Genomic DNA, 19,064 nt, shown 5'->3' with positions numbered 1-19,064 from the left:
CTTGCCGCCTCCCTTAAGCCCGGAGGTTGTTGGCCAGGTTCATCATCGTATCGGACGACGAGACCGCTCGGGCATTCAGCTGATAGGCGCGCTGCACCAACAGAAGCTCCGCCATCTCGTCTGCCATGTTGACGTTGGACTGTTCAAGCCAACCTTGCCGGACTCCGATGGGCATCGCCAGCGTCCGGTCCGGGGAATCCGCATTAAAGTCGGCGGGATAGGCCGCGTCACGGACCACTTGGGCCGCGGCGTTGTCCACATCCCGGGGAACGATATATAAATTGTCGCCGATCTGCTGCAGGAACTGCGGCTTGGCTGCCACCACCAGCTTCAAACGGCCGACGACGGTGCCCTGCCCGGATGCCTCTTCGGGATACGCGGTTACCGTGCCGTCGTTTGCAATCTTGATGGTCTGGCCGTTCGGAACCAGAATCGGCCCGGCCGTTTCCTGGCCGTTCTGCTGGCGGATCAAGCCCTGGACGACATGGCCGTCCCGGGTCGTCAGCGCCATGCGGCCGGGGTTGCCGGCAAGCGGCGCCAGCTGAAAGTTGCCGTCGCGCGTATAAGCGACCTGGCCGTTCGCATTCACCTCGAACAGCGCGTCCCCTTCGATGGAGACGTCGGTCGGCAGCCCGGTTTCCTTGAGCGATCCCTGCGTCAGGTCAAACTGCACCTGGCTTAAGCGGGCGCCCCAGCTCTGGCTGTAGCCGAGCGGAGACAGCCGCCCTTCCTTCTGGAAAGGCTGCGGCTGCTGTTTGACATTCATCAGAATGTCTTCGAACGTAGCCTGCTTGCGCTTATAGCCTGTGGTATTCAAATTTGCCATATTGTCGGCCATGATGTCAAGTTTTTGCTGAAGGGCGCCCATGGACACCATCGATGTGATCAGGGAAGGGTTCATTGTTCACCTACACCTTTCCGATTTCGTTGGCCGCCCGTTCCAGGGTGCGGTCGTAATATTGCACGATCTTCTGATTGGCCTCGTAGGCCCGGAGAGCCGTGTTCATGTCGATCGTGGCCTGGGCCGCATCGACGTTCGAGCGCTCCAGATACCCTTGGCGCAGCGCCACCTGGTGGTCGTTCACCCAGCCGGCAAGCTCGGCGTTCGGCGTGTTGCCCGGCCCGTCCGTCAAAGCGGTAACCGTGCCTTCTTCGCCCGGATTGATCCGGTAGACGCCGTTTCCTTCCCGTACCAGCCGGTTCGGATCGTCCGCCACGGAAAGGAGCATGCCGACCGGGCCGCCGGCTGCGTTCTGAACCGGATTGCCCGTGATGCTGTTGACAAAGCGGCCGTCGGCCGTCGCCGTTACATCGGACAAAGGCAGCCCCGTCGCCGGGTCAACCAGCCGGAGGGGTTGTCCGTCCAGACCGAGCACCCGGTACCCGTTCGGGGTCATCAGCTCGCCCTGGTCGCTTACCGTAAAGTTCCCGTTGCGGGTGTAGCGGGTTTCGCCGTCCGGACTTTGCACCGTGAAGAACAGCTGGCGCTGGAAGACGCGGTTGCCGTCGGCGTCGAACGCCATGCCCGTTCCGCCAAAATCCAGGCCTTCCTCTTGAATGTCGGAAGCGAGGGCGAAATCAAATTTATTTTTCGTCTCCATCAGGTCGCCCTGCACGTACAAGGAGGGGTCCTCCTCCGCCAGAACGCCCGTATTGAGCCGTCCGATGGTTCGTTTTTGCCCCGGCTCGCCGTTGGTCAGGGCGATCAGCATTTCCGGAAAGGAACGGGAGATCGCATTCACCTGCTTGTAGCCCGGCGTCTGCAGATTGGCAATGTTGTTAACGACGGTATCGTGCTTGCGCTGCTCGGAAATCATCCCCGCAGCCGCCGTATAAAGACCTCTGATCATGCTATGTTCCTCCCGTCAGCCCGTTCGGCTGTCATCTCGATGCCAGGGGGCGCATCCGCGCCACTTTATCCAGGTTGTCCAGCATAATGCCCGTTCCCTTGACCACGCAGTGCATCGGGTCCTCCGCGACGATGACCGGCACCATCAGCTCGCTGGCGAGAAGCTGGTCGAGCCCGTGCAGCAGGGCGCCGCCGCCGGTAAGGATGATGCCCTTCTCGATAATGTCCGCGGCAAGCTCGGGCGGGGTTTGCTCCAGCACGCTTTTGGCCGAGGCGACGATTGCCGATATCGGCTCCAGCAGCGCCTGCCGCACCTCCAGCGAGCTGATGGAGACGGTTTGGGGCATGCCGCTCACCATATCCCGGCCCCGGATGTCCATTTCTTCGTTTTTGCCCGCCGGGCTCACCGTTCCGATCCGGACCTTGATCTCTTCCGCGGTGCGCTCGCCGATCAGCAGCTTGTCCTTGTTTTTGATATAGCGGCTGATCGCGGCGTCAAACTTGTCCCCTGCGATTTTGAGGGAGGAGGAGGTCACGATGTCCCCCATCGAAAGGACGGCCACGTCGGTCGTGCCGCCTCCGATATCGATGACCATGTTGCCGCTGGGCTGGAAAATATCCATTCCAGCCCCTACCGCGGCCGCTTTCGGCTCCTCCTCCAAAAACACTTCCCGCGCACCGCTCTTGGCGGCCGCTTCGCGAATGGCCTTTTGCTCGACCGAGGTCATGCCCGTGGGCCCGCAGATCAGGATTCGCGGATTCCGCAGCCAGGACTTGCCTCCGATCTTGGCGATAAAATACTTCAGCATGATTTCCGTCACTTCGAAGTCCGCGATCACTCCGTCCCGGAGCGGACGGATGGCAATGATGTTGCCGGGCGTCCGGCCGACCATCCGCCGGGCGTCTTCGCCGACCGCGAGCACCTTTTTGCTCTGATTCTCAATGGCGACGACGGAAGGCTCGTCGAGAACGATTCCCCGTCCTTTTACATAAATCAAAACGTTGGCTGTTCCCAGATCGATCCCGATATCCTTGCTGAGCATGTCTTGCTTTTCCTCCCCGGCCGTGTCCGCACATTTCGAGACGCCTTTGTCCCGGTATATTCCTATTATATCGGCAGAAAGCGCGCCATCGCTTATAGGATTTTTCGCCATAAAAACAAAAAATCCTCTTTTTCCAGATTTTTTGCGCGTCCATTCGCGTACGAAGACGGTTGCGGGCAAGAAAAATCAGGAATTAGCGGATACGAGTTGCTCCTGGGTTTTGTTGTATCGGGTCGATTTTTTATATTTGATTTTGGTCGCTTCTCCTCCCCTCAGATGCCGGATCGATTTGTGGTATTCCAGAATGGTTTTCACCTGATTCGCCAGGTCCGGGTTGATGTCCGGCAGCCGTTCGGTCAGGTCCTTGTGTACGGTGCTCTTGGAAACGCCGAACTCTCTCGCGATGGTGCGAACCGTGTGTTTCGTCTCCACGATGCAGCGTCCGATCTTGATGGTCCGTTCCTTGATGTAATCGTGCACTCGCCTCGCCTCCTCTTCATTCCACTTGGAATTGGTACATTATATGAGGGGCGGGCCTAGTTATGCTGTGCAGGGACAACAAATTGCGGGGGATTGTCCCTTGCGGGGCGCGGGTTTGCGGCATGCAGGGCACGCTTGGCCGCACCCGGAAGCGTTTGCTCCGCCGGCAGCGGGCAAACGCTTCAATTGCTTGCGGCGGACCGGACGGGCAAACCCATGACAAAACGGCCCTCCCGCCGTCCGGCGGAAGAGCCGTTTCCCCCTTGCGGGGCCGCTGCCAAAGGCGGCGTCTTTTGCTTACTCGGGCAAAATGTCGGCCGGGTTCAGCGCGGTTTCGCCTTGGCGGATTTCGAAGTGCAGGTGTACGCCTTCGTCCTTGCCGATTTCGTTGCGGCCGGCTTTCGCGATCACTTCGCCCTTCTTGACCATGGCGTCCTTGGCCACCTTCACGTCATCCAGGCTCTGATAGACGGTTACCAGCCCGTCGTCATGGGTGATTTCCACCAGATTGCCGACAATCGGGTCGGTTTCGACCGCCGTTACTTTGCCGCTTTTTGCAGCCAGCACGTCAAACGGCTGATTGTCTTCCCGCGCCAGGTCGATCCCGGTGTTCGGGTAAAGCGTGTCGCCGTACTGCATCATGGCCGCCGCTTTTTCTTCCGCGCTGGCGGAAGCTTCGTAGAAGGACCCGACCGTGTTCAGTTCGGCCTTGTCCGCTACCGGCCACTCGATGTCCTCGATGTTCACGTTGGCGGGGAGAGCGTCGGCGTCGCCGGTTTCCGCGGCTTGCTGGCCGGTTTGCCCGGTCTGCAGGCCGAGGTCCTTGCTCGTCACGGTATCGTCGCCGGAGCGCTGATACACCCACATCAACGAAAAGATGATAGCCGCCGCTGCCAGATAGATTGCCGGGTAGACCCATCTCTTGGACAGAAGTCTTTTCCAGGCCGAAGCAGGTTTGGCCGTGCGTCCCTCCCCTGCAGTTTGGGGAGTTTCTTGCGAAAGGGGCTGATTTTCCTGATTCTCTTTCATTGTTCATATCACCTCATCCCCCATTGTTGCCAGAATGGAAGCTTTTATACGCGAGGCGATAGAAGGTTTCAAAGATTAGTTGGCGGCGGCTTCCAGAAACGGGCCGGCGTCTTCGATCCGGCTGCCGGGGTAATAGTGGGCGGTGATAGCTTCGGCGGCTTTGCCAGCCTTGGCCATCCCGTTGGCCCCCCACTGGCTCATGCCGACGCCGTGCCCGTTGCCGTATGTGGTGACGGCGATCTCGTCCCCTTGCAGCTCCCAGGCAAAGCACGAGGACCGCAGCCCCAGTTTCTCGCGGACTTCGCGTCCGGTGAAGGTATGGCCGCCCAAGCGCAAACGCGCGATGCGCCTGCCTTCGGTCCAGGCCTCCACCTTCATCGAAGCCAGCGCCGACGGGCTCACCGCCCCGCCGAGCCCAAGCTTCTCCAGAAACGCATTCTTTGAAAACACCTCGGTCCGGCGATAGGCGGGCGACTGCTTGTCCCACGGGCTTTCCACGCTGCGGAGGTACGGCTCTTCCACATTCCAGTAGTCTTCCGAATTTTCCGTGTAGCCGTTGCCCACCGAAAAAAAGACGGCGTTGACCGGCTTGCCTTCATAGGTAAGGATTTGCCCGGCCGTCTCCTCGACCGCCCGGCGCAGCTTGGCGACGTTCTCGCGGTACAGTGCCGGCTGCCATTTCCGCTGAAGCTCCTCGGAGGAGAGAAAGACCTGGTGGTCCACCGTGTCGGTCACCCAGGCGCCGCTCGCCGGAACGCCGCTGAAATCGCGGTCCGTCCAGCGCCGCACGATGTACGTGCGCGCCGCCAGCGCCTGCGCCTTCAGCGCCTCCGGCTCGAAATCGGCGGGCATTTCCGCCGCCAGCACGCCCAAAACGTAGTCCTCCAGCGGCACGCGGTCGACTTTGTGCTGCTTGGTCAGGTACACCGGCACGATCACGGACGCGGCGGCCGACCGGCTTTTTGCGGCGGCGTCCGCCGGTGCCGCGGATGGAGCGGCGCCCTTGCCGACGCCGGGCAAAACCCCGGGGGCCGGGCTGGCCGCTTGGGTGCCGGGACCGGCGGGACGCGGCGGCTCGTCCGCCTGCTGGCGGAGGAGCCCGATCGCGACGACCAGAATGGCGGACACCAGCGCAAGGCCGGCGGCGGCCGGCAGGAGCGGCGGATACCCGCGCAGCCGCCAGAAGGCTGTGCGCGGGACCGGCGTGCGGGCGCGGGACTCGGGTTGGCCGACCTGAAAGCCGACCACCCGGGGAAGCCGGGGGAAGCGCGGACGCCGAAGCCAGGCGAAGCGAGGCAACAGGCGGGGCCGCCGGGCCGCGCCTGTTCTGGCAGCCGGACGAAAATGCCTGGCAAATGGAAGACTTGAACGTTTCCAGCCCGATTTAAGGCGCGCGAAGGCCCGGCCCGGACGAAGCCGGCGGCGAGGCGGGCGGCGGAAGGGTTGAAGGTGCATGGGAGACGCCCCCTTTCGGATTCTCTCTTTTTCTGAACACACTATCAGTCTATGAAAGAATCCGGTTTGGTATAACCGGCGGCGTCATTTTTTTGAAGCGGATCGGACCATTCGGCTGAGTGGCTGCATAAAAAAGGCATGCGCGTCCGCCGCGCATGCCCTTTCTTTCCTGCTTATTCGCCTGCCGCCCCCGAAGCCGGGGGCCAGAATAATTCGGCGCACACCGGGTAGTGATCCGACGGGTACCGTCCCTCGTAGCGGCCCCGGTCGATGATGGCGCTCCGCGTCTCCACCTCCGGCGTGGTATAGATGTAGTCGATCAGATCGCCGGTCTCCCCGCCCCGGAAGTTGTGGAAGGTGCAGCCCGCGTTTGCCGCGCCGCCTGACAGAACGGCGTAAGCGCTGCGGTAACCCGCCTGCTCGAGCTCACGGATGACCCGATGCTCCGGCTTCACGTTGAAGTCTCCGGTAAGGATAACGGGGAGTCCGGTCTCCTGCCGAAAGCGGACCATGCGCGCGCGGATCAGCGCCATGCCGTTTACCTGCGCCTCTTCGCTGATATGGTCGAGGTGCGTATTAAACACCGCGAGCTCCCCCGTCCCGCCGGAGGCCCCAAACCGGGCCCAGGTGCACATGCGGGGGTAATCGGCGCCCCAGCCGAGAAAGCCAAGCCGGTCGGGCGACTCCGAAAGGCCGAAGTTCCCCGTATCAAGCAGCTTCCATTTGCGCTCGTTATAAAAAATGGCGCAATGCTCGTCCTCCTGTCCGCCTTTGCGGCCTTCCCCCGTCCACCGGTACCCCGGAAGCCGGGCCTCCAGCTCCTCCAGCATGAAGCGCCGGCCCTCCTGCGTGCCGATAAAATCGGGCCCGTGCTTCTGAATGGCCGCCGCCGCTGCGGAGGGCCGACGGCTCCATGCATTGTCTCCATCCGATTCCACCATCACCCGAAGGTTGAAGGTCATCGCTTTGATTGCCGTCATCTTTATGCCCCTTCTGCCGAACGGCACGAATCATTATCAGCCGCGTATTTTGTCAACCGACGCTCCTTCGATGAGCTTGACGTAAACCCGCTCGTGCTCCACCGGTTCGCCCGAGATCAGCTTCACCAGCTGCTGGGAGGCCAGTTCCCCCCAGCGCTGCTTGGAATACTCGATGGTGGCAAGCCGCGGGCTCAGGTAGTGCGAGACTTCGATATTGTCGAAGCCGATGACGTGCAGATCCCGGCCGATGCGAAGCCCGGTGTCCGCCAGGCGCTTGTACAAGCCGATGGCCATTTCGTCATTCAGGCAGAAGACCGCCGCCGGCTCCGTGTACTCGCCCAGAATTCGCTCCGCCGCCTGCACGCCCCCGCTTTTTTTGAAGTCGCCGGGAAGCTCGATAATCTCGACATCGGCCCGCTCGGCCGTCAGCCGGACGGCTTTCATCCGCTGGATCGAGTCGAAGGAGCCTTCCGGTCCGGTAACGACGTAAATCTTCCGGTGCCCGTTATCCAGCAGATGATCCATGGCAAGGGTCGCCCCCGCTTTGTTGTCGAGAAGCACCTGATTGATGTTCGGATGCTCCAGCTCCCGGTCCAGCACCACGATCTTGTGGCCGAGGTCGGCGTACTGCAGCAGTTCCTCGCTTTCGAAGGCTTGATCGAGAATCACCGCGCCGTCGATCATGCGCTCGGGCAGCATCCGGTGGGATTGCTTTCCGCTGCAGACGATGAGGTCGTAACCGAGCGCGTTGCTGACTTCCTTCATGCCGTGCTGGAGGTCTCCGTAGACATCGCCGCGGAAATCCGTCAGAAACACACCGATGATCTTCGTTTCGCGCTTCTTGAGGTTTCGTGCGGAAGCGTTCGGGACATAATTGAGCTCGCGCGCAATTTCCAAAATCCTTGCGCTCGTTTCGTCCGTCACCTTGTCGCTGCCGTTCAGCGCGTAGGAAACCGTCGAGATGGAGACATTGGCTTTTTTGGCGATGTCTTTAATACTGACCATGTTTTCGCTCCTTACTTCTATGCAAAAGCAAACTGCGGCAGCCGGTCGGATTAAGCAAACAGCTCAATGACGGCCTTCCCTTGCCCTGCAAGCTTTTCAAACTCCTGGCGCGGGATGCGCAAGGCTCCCTCGCGGTACGGGTTCGCCATGCGCTCGCCCGCCGCTTCGACTCCATTGACGACTGCCTTCCGGATCGGCCCGCCGGTGCCCCGGTAACGGAACACCGTCTCGCGCCCGGCGTAATCAAACCGGAATTCCATGCCCGCGAGCCCGGCCGGCAGAACCGGATCCAGCACCAGGTCGCCTTCCAGCTGGCGGACGCCGAGAGCGGCGGAAATCAGCTGGTTCATGTAGATGCCCGGGCCGCTGGAATAAATCCGCCAGCCTCCCTTTACGGGGACGCTTCCGGTCCGCAGCTCGCCGAAGCGCTCCTGCGCTTCGTACCGGGTGTTGAACTTGCCGTCCGAGCTGCTGAAATAAGCATTGCTCTGCCGCGGCTCCGCATTCGGGACAACCTCCGCGATGCCGACCGGGTTGATCGCCTCCAGCCCGCTCCATACGTCGTCCGCATGGCCGAGCTTGGCCATCGCTTCCACGTAACGGATGTGGGCATGCACGTACTGCAGCCCCACCTCGCGGCCAAAGTTGGCGGCCTGCTCGGCCCGCTTGAAGTGCGTGCTTACGCCGCCGGCATAGTGGGCCGGCCGGTTCATCAGGCGAACGCCGTCCGGGCAGCGAAATTTCTCCTGGATCAGCCGGTAATGGGCCGCCGCCTGCTCGCCGTCCAGCAGCTCGGCGATGATGCTCCGGGTCATGGGCAGCAGCCGGTAATGAATGCCGGTTTCCGTGTCGCTCGGATGAAGCATGAGCTTTCCGTTCTGCGGATCCTCCAGGTAAAGGAAGCCCGGGATAACCTCTGTTTGCAGCATGTACCGGTTGAAATCCTCGCGGATCGCGGCCGACATGCCGCGGAGCTCGGCGGACATCGCGTCGTCCGTGCCGCCCAACACCTCGGCGAGCCGCGTAACGGCTTGGTAAGTCAGCGCCACGGTCCAGCTGCTGACCATGTACCGCTTCAGCTGGGCGTTCGCCGGCTGGAGGGTGTCGTCCCAATCTCCGTCGCCGTAGGATGATAAATGAGTGCCATGCAGAAAATGGCTGCGGATGTAGGCCAGTTCTTTTTTTGCATGGTCGAGAAGGGTCGCGCGTGTTGCGGTGAAGCCGAAGCCGTCTTTTACGGTATAGGGCACCTCGTCCTGCAAAATGGAACGGTCCCCGGTCACGGCAATGTAATCGGCCAGCACCTTCAGCGGCCAGACGATGATGTCGCCATGGCTTTCCGCCTGCTGAATGGCGCTGTACCGGTCGAACATAAACCACTGCGGCCAATTGCCGTCGTCTTCGTATTGATGGGCGTATACCATTCGGAGGATGTCCCGGACCTGCCCGTATTTTTGCGTGGCCATGAAATACTCCGCCGGGCCTTGGCAAACGTCCCGGGTTCCCCAGGCCGCTCCGCCGTATTGCTCGAGGCCATGGGGCACCGAGTAGTGCACCAGCATGTTGTGGGTATACCACCAGGCCAGCGCGTTCACCTTGAACAGCCGGTTGTCGGTCCGCTCCGGCATGGAGAGCCGGAAGCCGTTCATCACCCCGGACAGGAATTCGCGGTAGGCCTCGATTTCTTCCTCCGCTCCGCGAATGGAAGCCGCCGGCTCCGCCTCGTCCAGCGCGCCCCGCACCGTCATCGTCCACTCGGCGCTTTCCGCCAGGCGGAGCACCGCAAGCGAAGCGCAGCCCCGCGCGACTCCTTCCGCCAGAAAGGTTTCATCGGCGGCTTCCGCCGACGCTCCCTCCACCCGCAGCGTATAGCGCAAATGTGGATAGTGCGACCGGCTGAGAGCCGCGGGATCGGCCCGAAAAACCCATTCGCCGTTTTCCTCGCTCCGGTGAATCGGATGCTCGTATTCGTTCACGTCCATAATGACCTGATTGGTAACCAGGTACCGGTAAGCCTTGCCGCTTTCCGAACGGACGTGCAGCCGGAGCTCGGGGGAATCCGCCGATGTCCAGTTTGTTACAATCAGCGCATCTTGTTCCATTATATAGTACCACCGGACGTAGTTGAACCCGATTTCCCATAGAGAAGGCATCGCCAGAAGACAAAATTCGCCATTTTGTTCGATATACAGCCGCTGCCCCGAGGTTTTGGAGACGTTCAGCGCCCCGCGGACATTGCTCAGCATCTTGTTGAAATTGGTATTGCCGATGACCAGATGCGAGTTGAACACCCCGAACATGTACGAGGTGGAGGTCAGAGCCGGCCGGCCCAGCTCCACGTTGTCGCCGCTCATCAGAATATGGCCGTGGGGACGTTCGACCCGCAGCTCTTTTTCTTTCAGAACCACATGCTCATAGGTTTCCGTAAAAAAGGCGGCCAGCTTGCCGTCGATATATTCCGCCTGATGCCGGCTGTCCGCCGGAAACAGCTGCTCCAGCTTCTCCTCCGGCACGGACAAGGTACGCAGCGGCCGGCCGATAACCGGGCGAAGCGACGCTTTGGCAGCGGGACGCGCACTGGCCGGACGCGCCGGCTGTCCCGCAAAGCCGGCTTCGTAAGCTTCCCATGCCGCGGCGAGCCGGTCGGCGTATTCCAGCCCGGATATGGCCGCCGGGTGATCCGCTTCCGCCAGGCCGTAGAACACAAAACGCGCCTCTCCCCTCAGGGACACCTTATCCGATTGCAGCGCCGTATAGGCGAATTCGTATTGGTAGACTTCATTCGCCAGCCGCTCGCTGAGCAGGCCTGCCGGCTCGTCGGTTTCTTTATAGGCCAACCCGAAGAATTGGAAGCCGTCGGTGGAGAAGCCCGCTGCGCGTGTAAGCGAACCCTGCTGCAGGTAGGGAAACGCTCCTCCCTGGGGCATGTTCTGCCGCGAGCAGACGACAAATCCTTTGGCAGGATCTTCAAAGACGGCATGGTCGATGTATTGCGACAAGTAAGCCTCGTTGCTGCGGACCGCTCCTTGGTCGGCGAGCCCGATATCCTGTCCGTACACGACATCGATCGTTCCGTGTTCGCCCTTTACCGTGACGTCCCAAAACCAGACGTTATGCTCCGTCGGGGCGAACCGGACGCGGTACTCGATCCCCGCCGCGCAGCCTTCCCACACGGCAAAGGCGTTTCCGCAGGAAAACCGGCTGCCCGAGCGGATGCCGAGTAGCGGATAATAGGCAATTTCGCCCGCTTCGTAAACGCGCAGATACAGATTGTTCAGCGACCCGTCGATCGGATTGGTCAACTGCTGGTTAAGCATGGTCCGGCCGTTCTCGGCCAGGTACAGATCGCCGCTGTTCCAGAAGGTAAAGGCCAGACTGCCGGCCCCGATGACCGTTTGCGATGTTGCCAGGGTTGTCATGAGTATGTGATTCCTCCTATCCGGAACCCCGTTCCGTTTTCTTCCGAACCCGGAACGGCGGGCCCTGGGCAGCTGCTGCTGCTTCTATGCTGATTCGATTCAGACCAGACGAAAGTCCGCTTCCCGGGTGTCCCGGCTGTTCGGACCGACATAAAGACGGAATGCGCCCGGGTCGCTGGAAAAGCGCAGATCGGAATGGTGATACCTCAGCTGCTCTTCCGTCAAGGTGAACGATGCCGTCCCGGTTTCCCCGGGCGCCAGCTCAAGCCGGACAAAATCCTTCAGCTCCCGCACCGGGCGGACCACCTCGCCCGCCAGATCGCGGACATACAGCTGAACGGTCTCCACCCCGGCTTTGGCGCCGGTATTGGTAACGGACACCCGCACGTCAAGCGGAGCATCCTTCGCCATCCGGTCGGCGCCGAGCACCAGCTCGCCGTACTCGAATGTCGTGTAAGACAAGCCGAAGCCAAAAGGCAGAAGCGGCTCGTTCGGGCTGTCGATGTATTTGGAGACATACCGCTCATCGCTGTCCGCCTTAAGGGGACGGCCCGTGTTGAAGCGGTTGTAATGAACCGGAATTTGTCCGACGGACCGCGGGAAGGACATGGACAGCCGGCCGGAGGGGTTCACGCGGCCGAGCAGCAGATCGGCAACCGCCGCGCCGCCTTCGACACCGGGGAACCAGGCTTCCAGCACGGCGTCCGCTTCTTCATACACGCCGGTCAGGTCCAGCGGCCGGCCGTTGAAGAGCACAACGGCGAACGGCTTGCCCATGGCGGCGACGCGGCGGACCAGCTCCAGCTGAGCTTCCGGAAGCCGGATGTCGGTCCGCGAGGCTCCTTCGCCGCTCATGGCGGCGTCTTCGCCGAGGGCCAGGACCGCCACCTCCGCCGCTTCCGCGGCCGCCAGCATGGCGTCAAGCTCGGCGGCGGAGATGGCCTCCACGCCGCACCCGGCTGTGACCAGGCGTCCGCCCTCCATTCGCTCGCGCAAGGCGGTCCCGAGCGGCACCGCGTCCCGGCGGTCGCCCACGCAGGACCACCAGCCGAGGATGTCGTTGCTTTCGGCGTAGGGACCGATCAGCGCCACGCGGGCATCGGGCCGCAGCGGCAGCGTGCCGCCGTTTTTCAGGAGCACGCTTGAGGCCGCGGCCAGCTCGTAGGCCGCCTGCCGGTGCTCCTTGCAGAGCAGCACTTCCTTTTCCCGCTCCGGATCCGCTCCCCGCAGCGGGTTTTCAAACAGCCCGAGCTTCTCCTTCAATTGAAGAATCCGCAAAACCGCTTCGTCGATCCATTTTTCCTCGACTTCTCCCTTTTCCACCAGGTCCGGCAGATGATGCACGTAGCAGGGGGTCATCATTTCAATGTCAATGCCGGCGCGGATGGCCCGAAGCGCCGCTTCCCGGTCGTCTTCGCAGGCGCCGTGCGCGATCATTTCCCGGATGGACGCCCAGTCGGAGATAATCACGCCGTCAAACTGCCATTCGCCGCGCAGGATGCCGCGCATCAGCTTCTCGTTTCCGCTGGCCGGAATCCCGTCCACGGTATTGAAGGAAGCCATTACCAGCGCACAGCCTTCCTCGACCGCCGCCTTGTAGGAAGGCAAGTAATATTCGCGTAGGCTGCGTTCGGACATGTCCACGGTGTTGTATTCCCGGCCGCCCTCCGGCGCCCCGTAAGCCGCAAAATGCTTCACGCAGGAGGCAAGCCGTTCCTTGTCGGCCTTCAGGTCGCTTCCCTGGTAACCGCGAACGAACGCGCGGGCGAACAGACTGTTCAGGTACGGATCTTCTCCCGTCGATTCCAGGACGCGCCCCCAGCGGGGGTCGCGCACCAGATCGACCATGGGGGCAAAGGTCACGTGAATGCCGGAAACGGCCGATTCCCGGGCCGCAATCTCCGCGCTCCGTTCCGCAAGCGGGAGGTTCCAGGAGCATCCGATCGCAAGAGGAACCGGAAAGATGGTTTTGAACCCGTGCACGACATCCGCCATAAAAAGCAGCGGAATACCGAGCCGGTTTTTCTGCAAATGGTTGTTCTGAACTTCAATGATCGTCGCCGCGCCCGACAGGTTGAGGGCGGAGCCGCTGGCATTCACCACCGCCTCGTCCACGCCGAGCTCTTCCATCGGCCCCGTGAGCAGATCCTTGTCGCGGTACCCTTCGTAAAAAGCGCCGGTAAGCTGGAGCAATTGGGCGTACTTCTCTTCTCTTGTCATTTGCCTGACCAGGTCAAGCAATGCTCCTTCCTTCATCGCTTCCCCTCCGTGATCCGAGCCGCCGGGCTTTGGAGCCCGCGGCGTTTTTCTCTCGTTTAAGGCAAGAACCCGGCCATCGCGCGGAAGATCCATCGCAAACCGGGTTCCGACCGGAGGGCCCGGGGGAGAAAGGCTTCTCCCCCGCCCATTGCCATGCACGTTTATTTTTTCATGTTGTTCAATTCATCAAGAACCGGCTGCACGAGCGACATTTTGCTATCTACCCATTTCTTCCAGTTTGCTTCGAGATCGCCCGGCTGGAGAATCAGGTTGGTGTATTCGGTCGCATAATCAAAGCTGGCCTGATTCTTGGCCTTGGAGTCGTAGAGCTGCACGTCCCAATCGTATTCGGCCATTTTGCCGCCCTCGGAGCTCAGCTTGGCTTTTTCCTGGAAGAGCTCTACCGCCCGGTCCCGGTACTCCTTTTTGATAAGGGGGTTGATGATGCTGAAGTCGTCGCCCAGAACGTACAGTCCCTCGAACCGGCTCGGATACTTGTCTTCCAGAGTGGTTCCTTCCGGCAGCAGGCTGACCAGCTGGTTGTTCTCGTCGTATTTCCAGTCCGTCCCTTCAAAGCCCATGTTCAGGAACAGCTGGCCTTCTTTGCTGACGGAGTAATCCATCAAGTCCATGATCCGTTCGAACTTGGCTTGTTCGATGTTCGGGTTAAAGATCAGAGCGGACCAGAAGTTGGCTTGCTCCAGGTTGCGGTACTTGCCGTCGTCGCCGGTGACAAGCGCCGTGTGCACGAGCTCGTCGCTGTTGACGCCCAGGTTTTTCTTCATATTCGTATCCAAATCCTGACGGTAGGAAGCCAGGCCGCCCAGGCTCATGATCCCGGCAACGCCGTTTACGCGGAACTTGTCGGTGCCTTCGCTGTTTTTCCAGGTGTAGAACTCCGGATCAAGCAGCTGCTCCTTGAAGGCTTGCTGCATGACCTTCAAACCGGTCAGGGTTTCCGGATCGGCCGGGCCCCAGTGGTAATTTCCGTCTTCGCCTTTGTAAAACGCGGATTCCACACGGGAATGCTCGCTGTTGGCCATGATAAAGTTGGTCAGAGCATCGGCCGAGTTATAAGCGATCGGAACCAGCTTGTCGCCGGCCTTGCCGGGGTCCTTCTCCTTCACCAGGCGGGCGTAGTCGTTCAGCTCGCTCGTGGTGTAAACATTCTTCAGTTCAAATCCGACCGCTTCCGCCCAGTCCTTGCGAAGGGCGATAACGCCGATTTGGTTCAGCAGCGGATCGGCCGGCTTGTTCTCGTAATAAACCGGGCGGGGCAAAATATACGTTCCGCCGGTCAGCTCCTCCAGCTTGTCGCCAAGGCCGGTAAGCTTGTACGCGGCTGCGACGTTCGGCCAGCGCTCTTTCCAGTCGTCCGGGAACTTGTAGAGCAGCCCTTGGTCGATGTAGTTCATGGCGTCGCCGTGAACATAGTTCCAGACGGCTACATCCGGAAGGTCGCCGGAGTTGATCCAGAGGCGGAGCTTCTCGGCCCAGGAATCCCATTCAATATAGTTGTAATCCCATTTGAGGTTGAATTTGTCCATCCAGAACTTGTGGAACTCGTTGTCAAGCTGGCCGTCCTTGAGGTTGGTCAGGTTCGCGGCGGAAATGGTGAGCTGCGTTTTGTAATTGCCGTTTTCATCCTTCGCATTGCCGTCCGAAGCGTCCGATCCGCCCTTGGAGCAGGCGGTCAAAACCAGCATCAGACTCATCGCGCTTGCCAGAAGCACTTTGCCGGACATCTTCCATTTCGTTTTCATGCTTTTTCCCCCATGTCTCATAATGGTTTTGGCTGGCCTTGCTTGTTTGTATGGATCAGGTCTTGATAGCCCCTGTCAATACCCCTTTGGCGAAATGCTTTTGCAGAAGCGGGAAGAAGCACATGATGGGCACCATGGTGACGAAAACGGCCGCCATCTTCATCCCCATCGAAAATTGGCCCTTCCCGATCTGGTCGACGCTGGACGCGTTGGATGCGTTCGTTGCCGATTCCACGATGATGGCGCGCAGCACGTTTTGCAGCGGTAGCTGCTCGGCCTTTCGCAGGAAGATCATCGCGTCGTACCAGCTGTTCCAGAACCCGACCCCGTAAAAGAGGGCGATGGTCGCGATAATCGGAGCGGAAAGCGGCAGGACCACCTGCGCCAAAATTCTCCACTCGCCCGCTCCGTCGAGACGGGCCGACTCCATCAGCGATTCCGGCAAACTGTAGAAGTAGTTCATCATCAGGATCATATTAAAGGCGCTGAAGCTGCCGACCAGAATGACCGACCATAACGAGCCGGTGAGGCTCAGCGATTTCATGACTAGGTACAACGGGACAATCCCGCCGTTAAAAATCATCGTGAACAGCACGAGGAAGAAGAAAAGCTTCTTGCCGGGAAAAGCGGGCCGGCTCAGGCCGTACGCCAGGCTGGTGGTCAGGAACAGGCTCAGCGGCAGGCCGGCCGCAAGCAGTTTGATCGTGTTCCAGTATCCCGTCAGAATGGTCCCGTCCGCAAACAGCGCTTTATAGGAATCCAGGGTCGGATTCTTCGGAAACATCAACAGCGGGTTGTCTGCGTATTCCTTCGGCGTGGCGAGCGATATCATGATCACGTTCCAGAAGGGAATCAGGATCAGGAGCGCCGCGATCAGCATGATGACAAAGATCACGATGTCCACGGCGGACATTTTCTTCCCGAAGCCGTATTTGGCGGTGCGGGCATTACTCATCTGGACCTTCTCCTTTCTATGGCCGGCTTACTTGAACAGTCCGTCTCCACCCAGCAGCTTGGCGCCCCGGTCGGCCAGAAGCAGGAGGGCCATGTTCACCAGAGAGCGGAACAAACTGACGGCGGTCGAGAAGGAGAAGTCGGTGGCGGACTGGAACGTAATCCGGTAGATGTACACGTCGAGCACTTCCGATACGTTCTTTGTAGCGGCGTTCGCCAGATTGAAGATTTGGTCGAAGCCCGAGGACATCAGCCCGCCGACGCTCAGAATGAACATGACCACGATGGTCGGCAGGATGTTCGGAAGCGTGATGCGGAACATCTGCTGCATCCGCGACGCTCCGTCGATTTGCGCGGATTCGTATTGGTCCTGGTCGATGCCGGAAATGGCGGCCAGGTAGATGATCGCGCCCCAGCCGGTCGACTTCCAGACATCCGTGAGAATCAGCATCGGGAGAAACGTGGATTCCGAGCCTAGGAAGTTGATAGCCGGCAGGCCGAGCAAAGCGAGCGTGCTGTTCACCAGCCCGTCATAGGACAAAACGTTGATGACAATCCCGGACACGATAATCCAGGACAGGAACTGCGGAAAGGTGAAGATCGTTTGAAACAGCTTGCTGGCCCGGCGCATTCTCATTTCATTGAGCAAAAGAGCGACCAGGATGGGAAACGGAAACTGAATGATGAGCTTCAAAATGTTAATGTACAGCGTCCGCCATACCGCCGCGGCAAAGTTGGGATCGCGGAAAACATACTCGAAATTTTCCAGGCCGACCCAGGGGCTCGCCCATATGCCGAGATTCGCCTTGTAATCCTTAAAGGCGAGCGACAAGCCGCCCATCGGCATGTAGGCGAACAGGAACAGCCAGACAAGGCCTGGAATCAGAAGCGTGTAGACCATCCGGTTTTTCCAGATTTCCGCCAATAGCCGACCCCGTTTGAATCGTGTCTTTTTCTCCGGCCCTAAGGCAGCTGATTTCACGTGCATGCACCTCTTTCTTCTTCTCCCGGCTCCTCCGGCGGAGCCCGAACCGTTCTCCCGCCAAAACCGGCAGTCGGATTGCAACCGCTTTCCGGAGACCGCTTGCATAACGGGTTCCTAGCACCGATACAAGCAACCGCCAAACGATTTTCTCCATCCGCCGAAAAAGCAAACCCGCTCTTTTTCCTCTCAAAAACCCCTAATAATCGAATCGTTTCAATAATGATTAACCGCTTTAGGGGTGCTTTTAAACACAAATTGGAATTTTGTAAGCGGTTTAATCGAATCGTTTCGACAACATAATAATATGCTTCCGGACCAAATGTCAACCCTCGTATTTTTCCTTTTGGCATCGTTTACACGCTTCACTTTGGGGACTAAGATGGAGGAAGGCCGGATGTGTTCCGGGCATTCCGGACATTTCCCGGGAAAAGACAGGGAAAGAGGAGCGTTTTGCATGGATGATTTGAACCGCTTTACCGAACGAATTCTGGGGGACAAGCTGAATGTCCACTCTTATCGGGTTTTGCAGGAAGGTACCCTGCTCGGCTGCTGGGATCGGACAAAGGACGAGCGCCGCCCGCAGCATTCGGTCAGCAAATCCTTTACCGCCATGGCGGTGGGCCTTGCCTTGTCCGAAGGCAAGCTTGCGCTTGATACGCGGCTGCACGATTTTTTTCCCGAGCATGCCGCCCGGGTTCCGGACGGAGGCTGCGGGTATCCTCCCGGAGAGATCACCCTGCGCGATCTTCTGCGCATGACAACCGGGCATGATTCTTCGCCCTTGTGGGCGGAGGAGCGCGCTTCGCTGGCCGAACCGGATTGGGTGAAGCATTACCTCTCTCTGCCGCTGGACCGGCCGCCCGGGGAGCGGTTCACGTACAGCAGCGGGGATACCTTTGTCGTTTCCGCACTTGTCCAGAAGGCCGTCGGCCTTACCGTGAAAGATTATTTGACCCCCCGGTTGTTCGAGCCGCTTGGCATTCGGGAGGTAGAGTGGGATGCGTCGCCGCTCGGGGTTACTCTTGGCTGCGCCGGATTAAGGCTGTCGACGGAGGAACTCAGCCGATTCGGCCAATTCCTGCTGCAAGAGGGCATGTGGAACGGGGACCGGCTTGTTCCGGCGGAGTGGATCCGCACGGCCGTGCGGAAACAAATCGGGAATGGCAACGGTGCGGGAGACTGGGAGATGGGATACGGCTATCAGTTCTGGCTGTGCACGCACGAAGCCTACCGGGCGGATGGAGCCCACGGCCAGTTCTGCGTCGTCGTTCCCGGCAAGAACGCCGTCATCGCCATCAATAGCGACGAAGACCGGCTGCAGGATATTTTGAACGCCGTATGGGAGGAAGTGTATCCGCTGCTTTGACCGGCCGGCGCAAAAAAAGAAGACCCCGACGGGGTCTTCAGAGTGTCGAGAAACCATGGTCATTTTAGTTTCCATGGGTGCTCCGTTTCGTTTGTCATCGTTGTAAAAAGGGGGAGAACGAGGGGGGAACTTACTCCGTTTATCTCAGCGATCCTGCTGGGACGCCATCCTTTTCCTCTTCTGTCCGGCTGCCGTCATCAGCACCTTCCCGTTTGCCTCGTTCTCCCTTGCTTTTTCTCTGTTTGTGGCGGGCACATGCCAACGAAGCCCAGGATAAAAGGCCAATAGGTGCACAGCGACACTTATTTTCGATGATGTCCTGTTCCGATCGCGAAATAAATCCCTACACGCACTTAATTCCTACTAAACAATCGGTATCCGGAGAAAAACGGAGAAATAATTGCTTCCTTGCATCTAATTGGTCGATAATAGCAGTAGACTTGCAAAGAAGTTAACATGGGGTAAAATGCCAAAAAA

Annotated in this window: 15 protein-coding genes; 1 reads left to right on the top strand and 14 read right to left on the bottom strand. The window is 59.8% G+C overall.

Annotated features, from left to right (window positions below):
* Nucleotides 1–13: 13 nt before the first annotated feature.
* The 14 genes from AC6I6H_RS09720 to AC6I6H_RS09655 form a co-directional block, all read right to left on the bottom strand.
* Nucleotides 14–901, bottom strand: a complete 888-nt coding sequence (locus AC6I6H_RS09720; protein WP_497953561.1) for a flagellar hook-basal body protein — start codon at nucleotides 899–901, stop codon at nucleotides 14–16.
* Nucleotides 902–908: 7 nt separating this feature from the next.
* Nucleotides 909–1,850 carry a flagellar hook-basal body protein gene (locus AC6I6H_RS09715; RefSeq protein ID WP_497953560.1) on the bottom strand — a complete coding sequence of 314 codons (942 nt, stop codon included), beginning with the start codon at nucleotides 1,848–1,850 and terminating at the stop codon, nucleotides 909–911.
* Between the two features lie 31 nt (nucleotides 1,851–1,881).
* The gene (locus AC6I6H_RS09710; protein ID WP_497953559.1) at nucleotides 1,882–2,892 is read right to left on the bottom strand and encodes a rod shape-determining protein; all 1,011 of its coding nucleotides are present in this window, start codon (nucleotides 2,890–2,892) and stop codon (nucleotides 1,882–1,884) included.
* 186 nt (nucleotides 2,893–3,078) lie between these two features.
* A complete protein-coding gene (spoIIID, locus tag AC6I6H_RS09705; RefSeq protein WP_497953558.1) occupies nucleotides 3,079–3,372 on the bottom strand; it encodes a sporulation transcriptional regulator SpoIIID in 294 nt (97 codons plus the stop codon).
* 297 nt (nucleotides 3,373–3,669) lie between these two features.
* Nucleotides 3,670–4,401, bottom strand: a complete 732-nt coding sequence (locus AC6I6H_RS09700; protein WP_497953557.1) for a peptidoglycan DD-metalloendopeptidase family protein — start codon at nucleotides 4,399–4,401, stop codon at nucleotides 3,670–3,672.
* Nucleotides 4,402–4,476: 75 nt separating this feature from the next.
* The gene (spoIID, locus tag AC6I6H_RS09695; protein ID WP_497953556.1) at nucleotides 4,477–5,700 is read right to left on the bottom strand and encodes a stage II sporulation protein D; all 1,224 of its coding nucleotides are present in this window, start codon (nucleotides 5,698–5,700) and stop codon (nucleotides 4,477–4,479) included.
* Nucleotides 5,701–6,029: 329 nt separating this feature from the next.
* Nucleotides 6,030–6,836, bottom strand: coding sequence for an endonuclease/exonuclease/phosphatase family protein (locus AC6I6H_RS09690; RefSeq protein WP_497953555.1), 807 nt, complete (start codon nucleotides 6,834–6,836; stop codon nucleotides 6,030–6,032).
* 36 nt (nucleotides 6,837–6,872) lie between these two features.
* Complete coding sequence (locus AC6I6H_RS09685; RefSeq protein WP_497953554.1) at nucleotides 6,873–7,841, bottom strand: LacI family DNA-binding transcriptional regulator; 969 nt, start codon at nucleotides 7,839–7,841, stop codon at nucleotides 6,873–6,875.
* Nucleotides 7,842–7,891: 50 nt separating this feature from the next.
* The gene (locus AC6I6H_RS09680) at nucleotides 7,892–11,260 is read right to left on the bottom strand and encodes a GH36-type glycosyl hydrolase domain-containing protein (protein WP_497953553.1); all 3,369 of its coding nucleotides are present in this window, start codon (nucleotides 11,258–11,260) and stop codon (nucleotides 7,892–7,894) included.
* Nucleotides 11,261–11,359: 99 nt separating this feature from the next.
* The gene (locus tag AC6I6H_RS09675) at nucleotides 11,360–13,516 is read right to left on the bottom strand and encodes a glycoside hydrolase family 3 N-terminal domain-containing protein (RefSeq protein ID WP_497953552.1); all 2,157 of its coding nucleotides are present in this window, start codon (nucleotides 13,514–13,516) and stop codon (nucleotides 11,360–11,362) included.
* Between the two features lie 164 nt (nucleotides 13,517–13,680).
* A complete protein-coding gene (locus AC6I6H_RS09670) occupies nucleotides 13,681–15,282 on the bottom strand; it encodes a type 2 periplasmic-binding domain-containing protein (protein ID WP_497953551.1) in 1,602 nt (533 codons plus the stop codon).
* A gap of 55 nt (nucleotides 15,283–15,337) precedes the next feature.
* On the bottom strand, nucleotides 15,338–16,237 hold the full coding sequence (locus tag AC6I6H_RS09665) for a carbohydrate ABC transporter permease (RefSeq protein ID WP_497953550.1): 900 nt from the start codon (nucleotides 16,235–16,237) through the stop codon (nucleotides 15,338–15,340).
* Between the two features lie 27 nt (nucleotides 16,238–16,264).
* Complete coding sequence (locus AC6I6H_RS09660) at nucleotides 16,265–17,218, bottom strand: ABC transporter permease (RefSeq protein WP_497953549.1); 954 nt, start codon at nucleotides 17,216–17,218, stop codon at nucleotides 16,265–16,267.
* Nucleotides 17,215–17,571: a hypothetical protein gene (locus AC6I6H_RS09655; RefSeq protein ID WP_497953548.1), complete on the bottom strand. Its 357-nt coding sequence runs from the start codon at nucleotides 17,569–17,571 to the stop codon at nucleotides 17,215–17,217. Before AC6I6H_RS09655 ends, AC6I6H_RS09660 begins: the two co-directional genes overlap by 4 nt.
* A gap of 104 nt (nucleotides 17,572–17,675) precedes the next feature.
* Between AC6I6H_RS09655 and AC6I6H_RS09650 the strand changes: the two genes are divergently transcribed.
* Nucleotides 17,676–18,587, top strand: a complete 912-nt coding sequence (locus AC6I6H_RS09650; RefSeq protein WP_497953547.1) for a serine hydrolase domain-containing protein — start codon at nucleotides 17,676–17,678, stop codon at nucleotides 18,585–18,587.
* Nucleotides 18,588–19,064: the final 477 nt, after the last annotated feature.

Source organism: Gorillibacterium sp. sgz306347 (genome assembly GCF_059735245.1).
The sequence above is the reverse complement of the archived record's forward strand: the minus strand, read 5'-3'. Positions and strand labels throughout refer to the sequence as shown.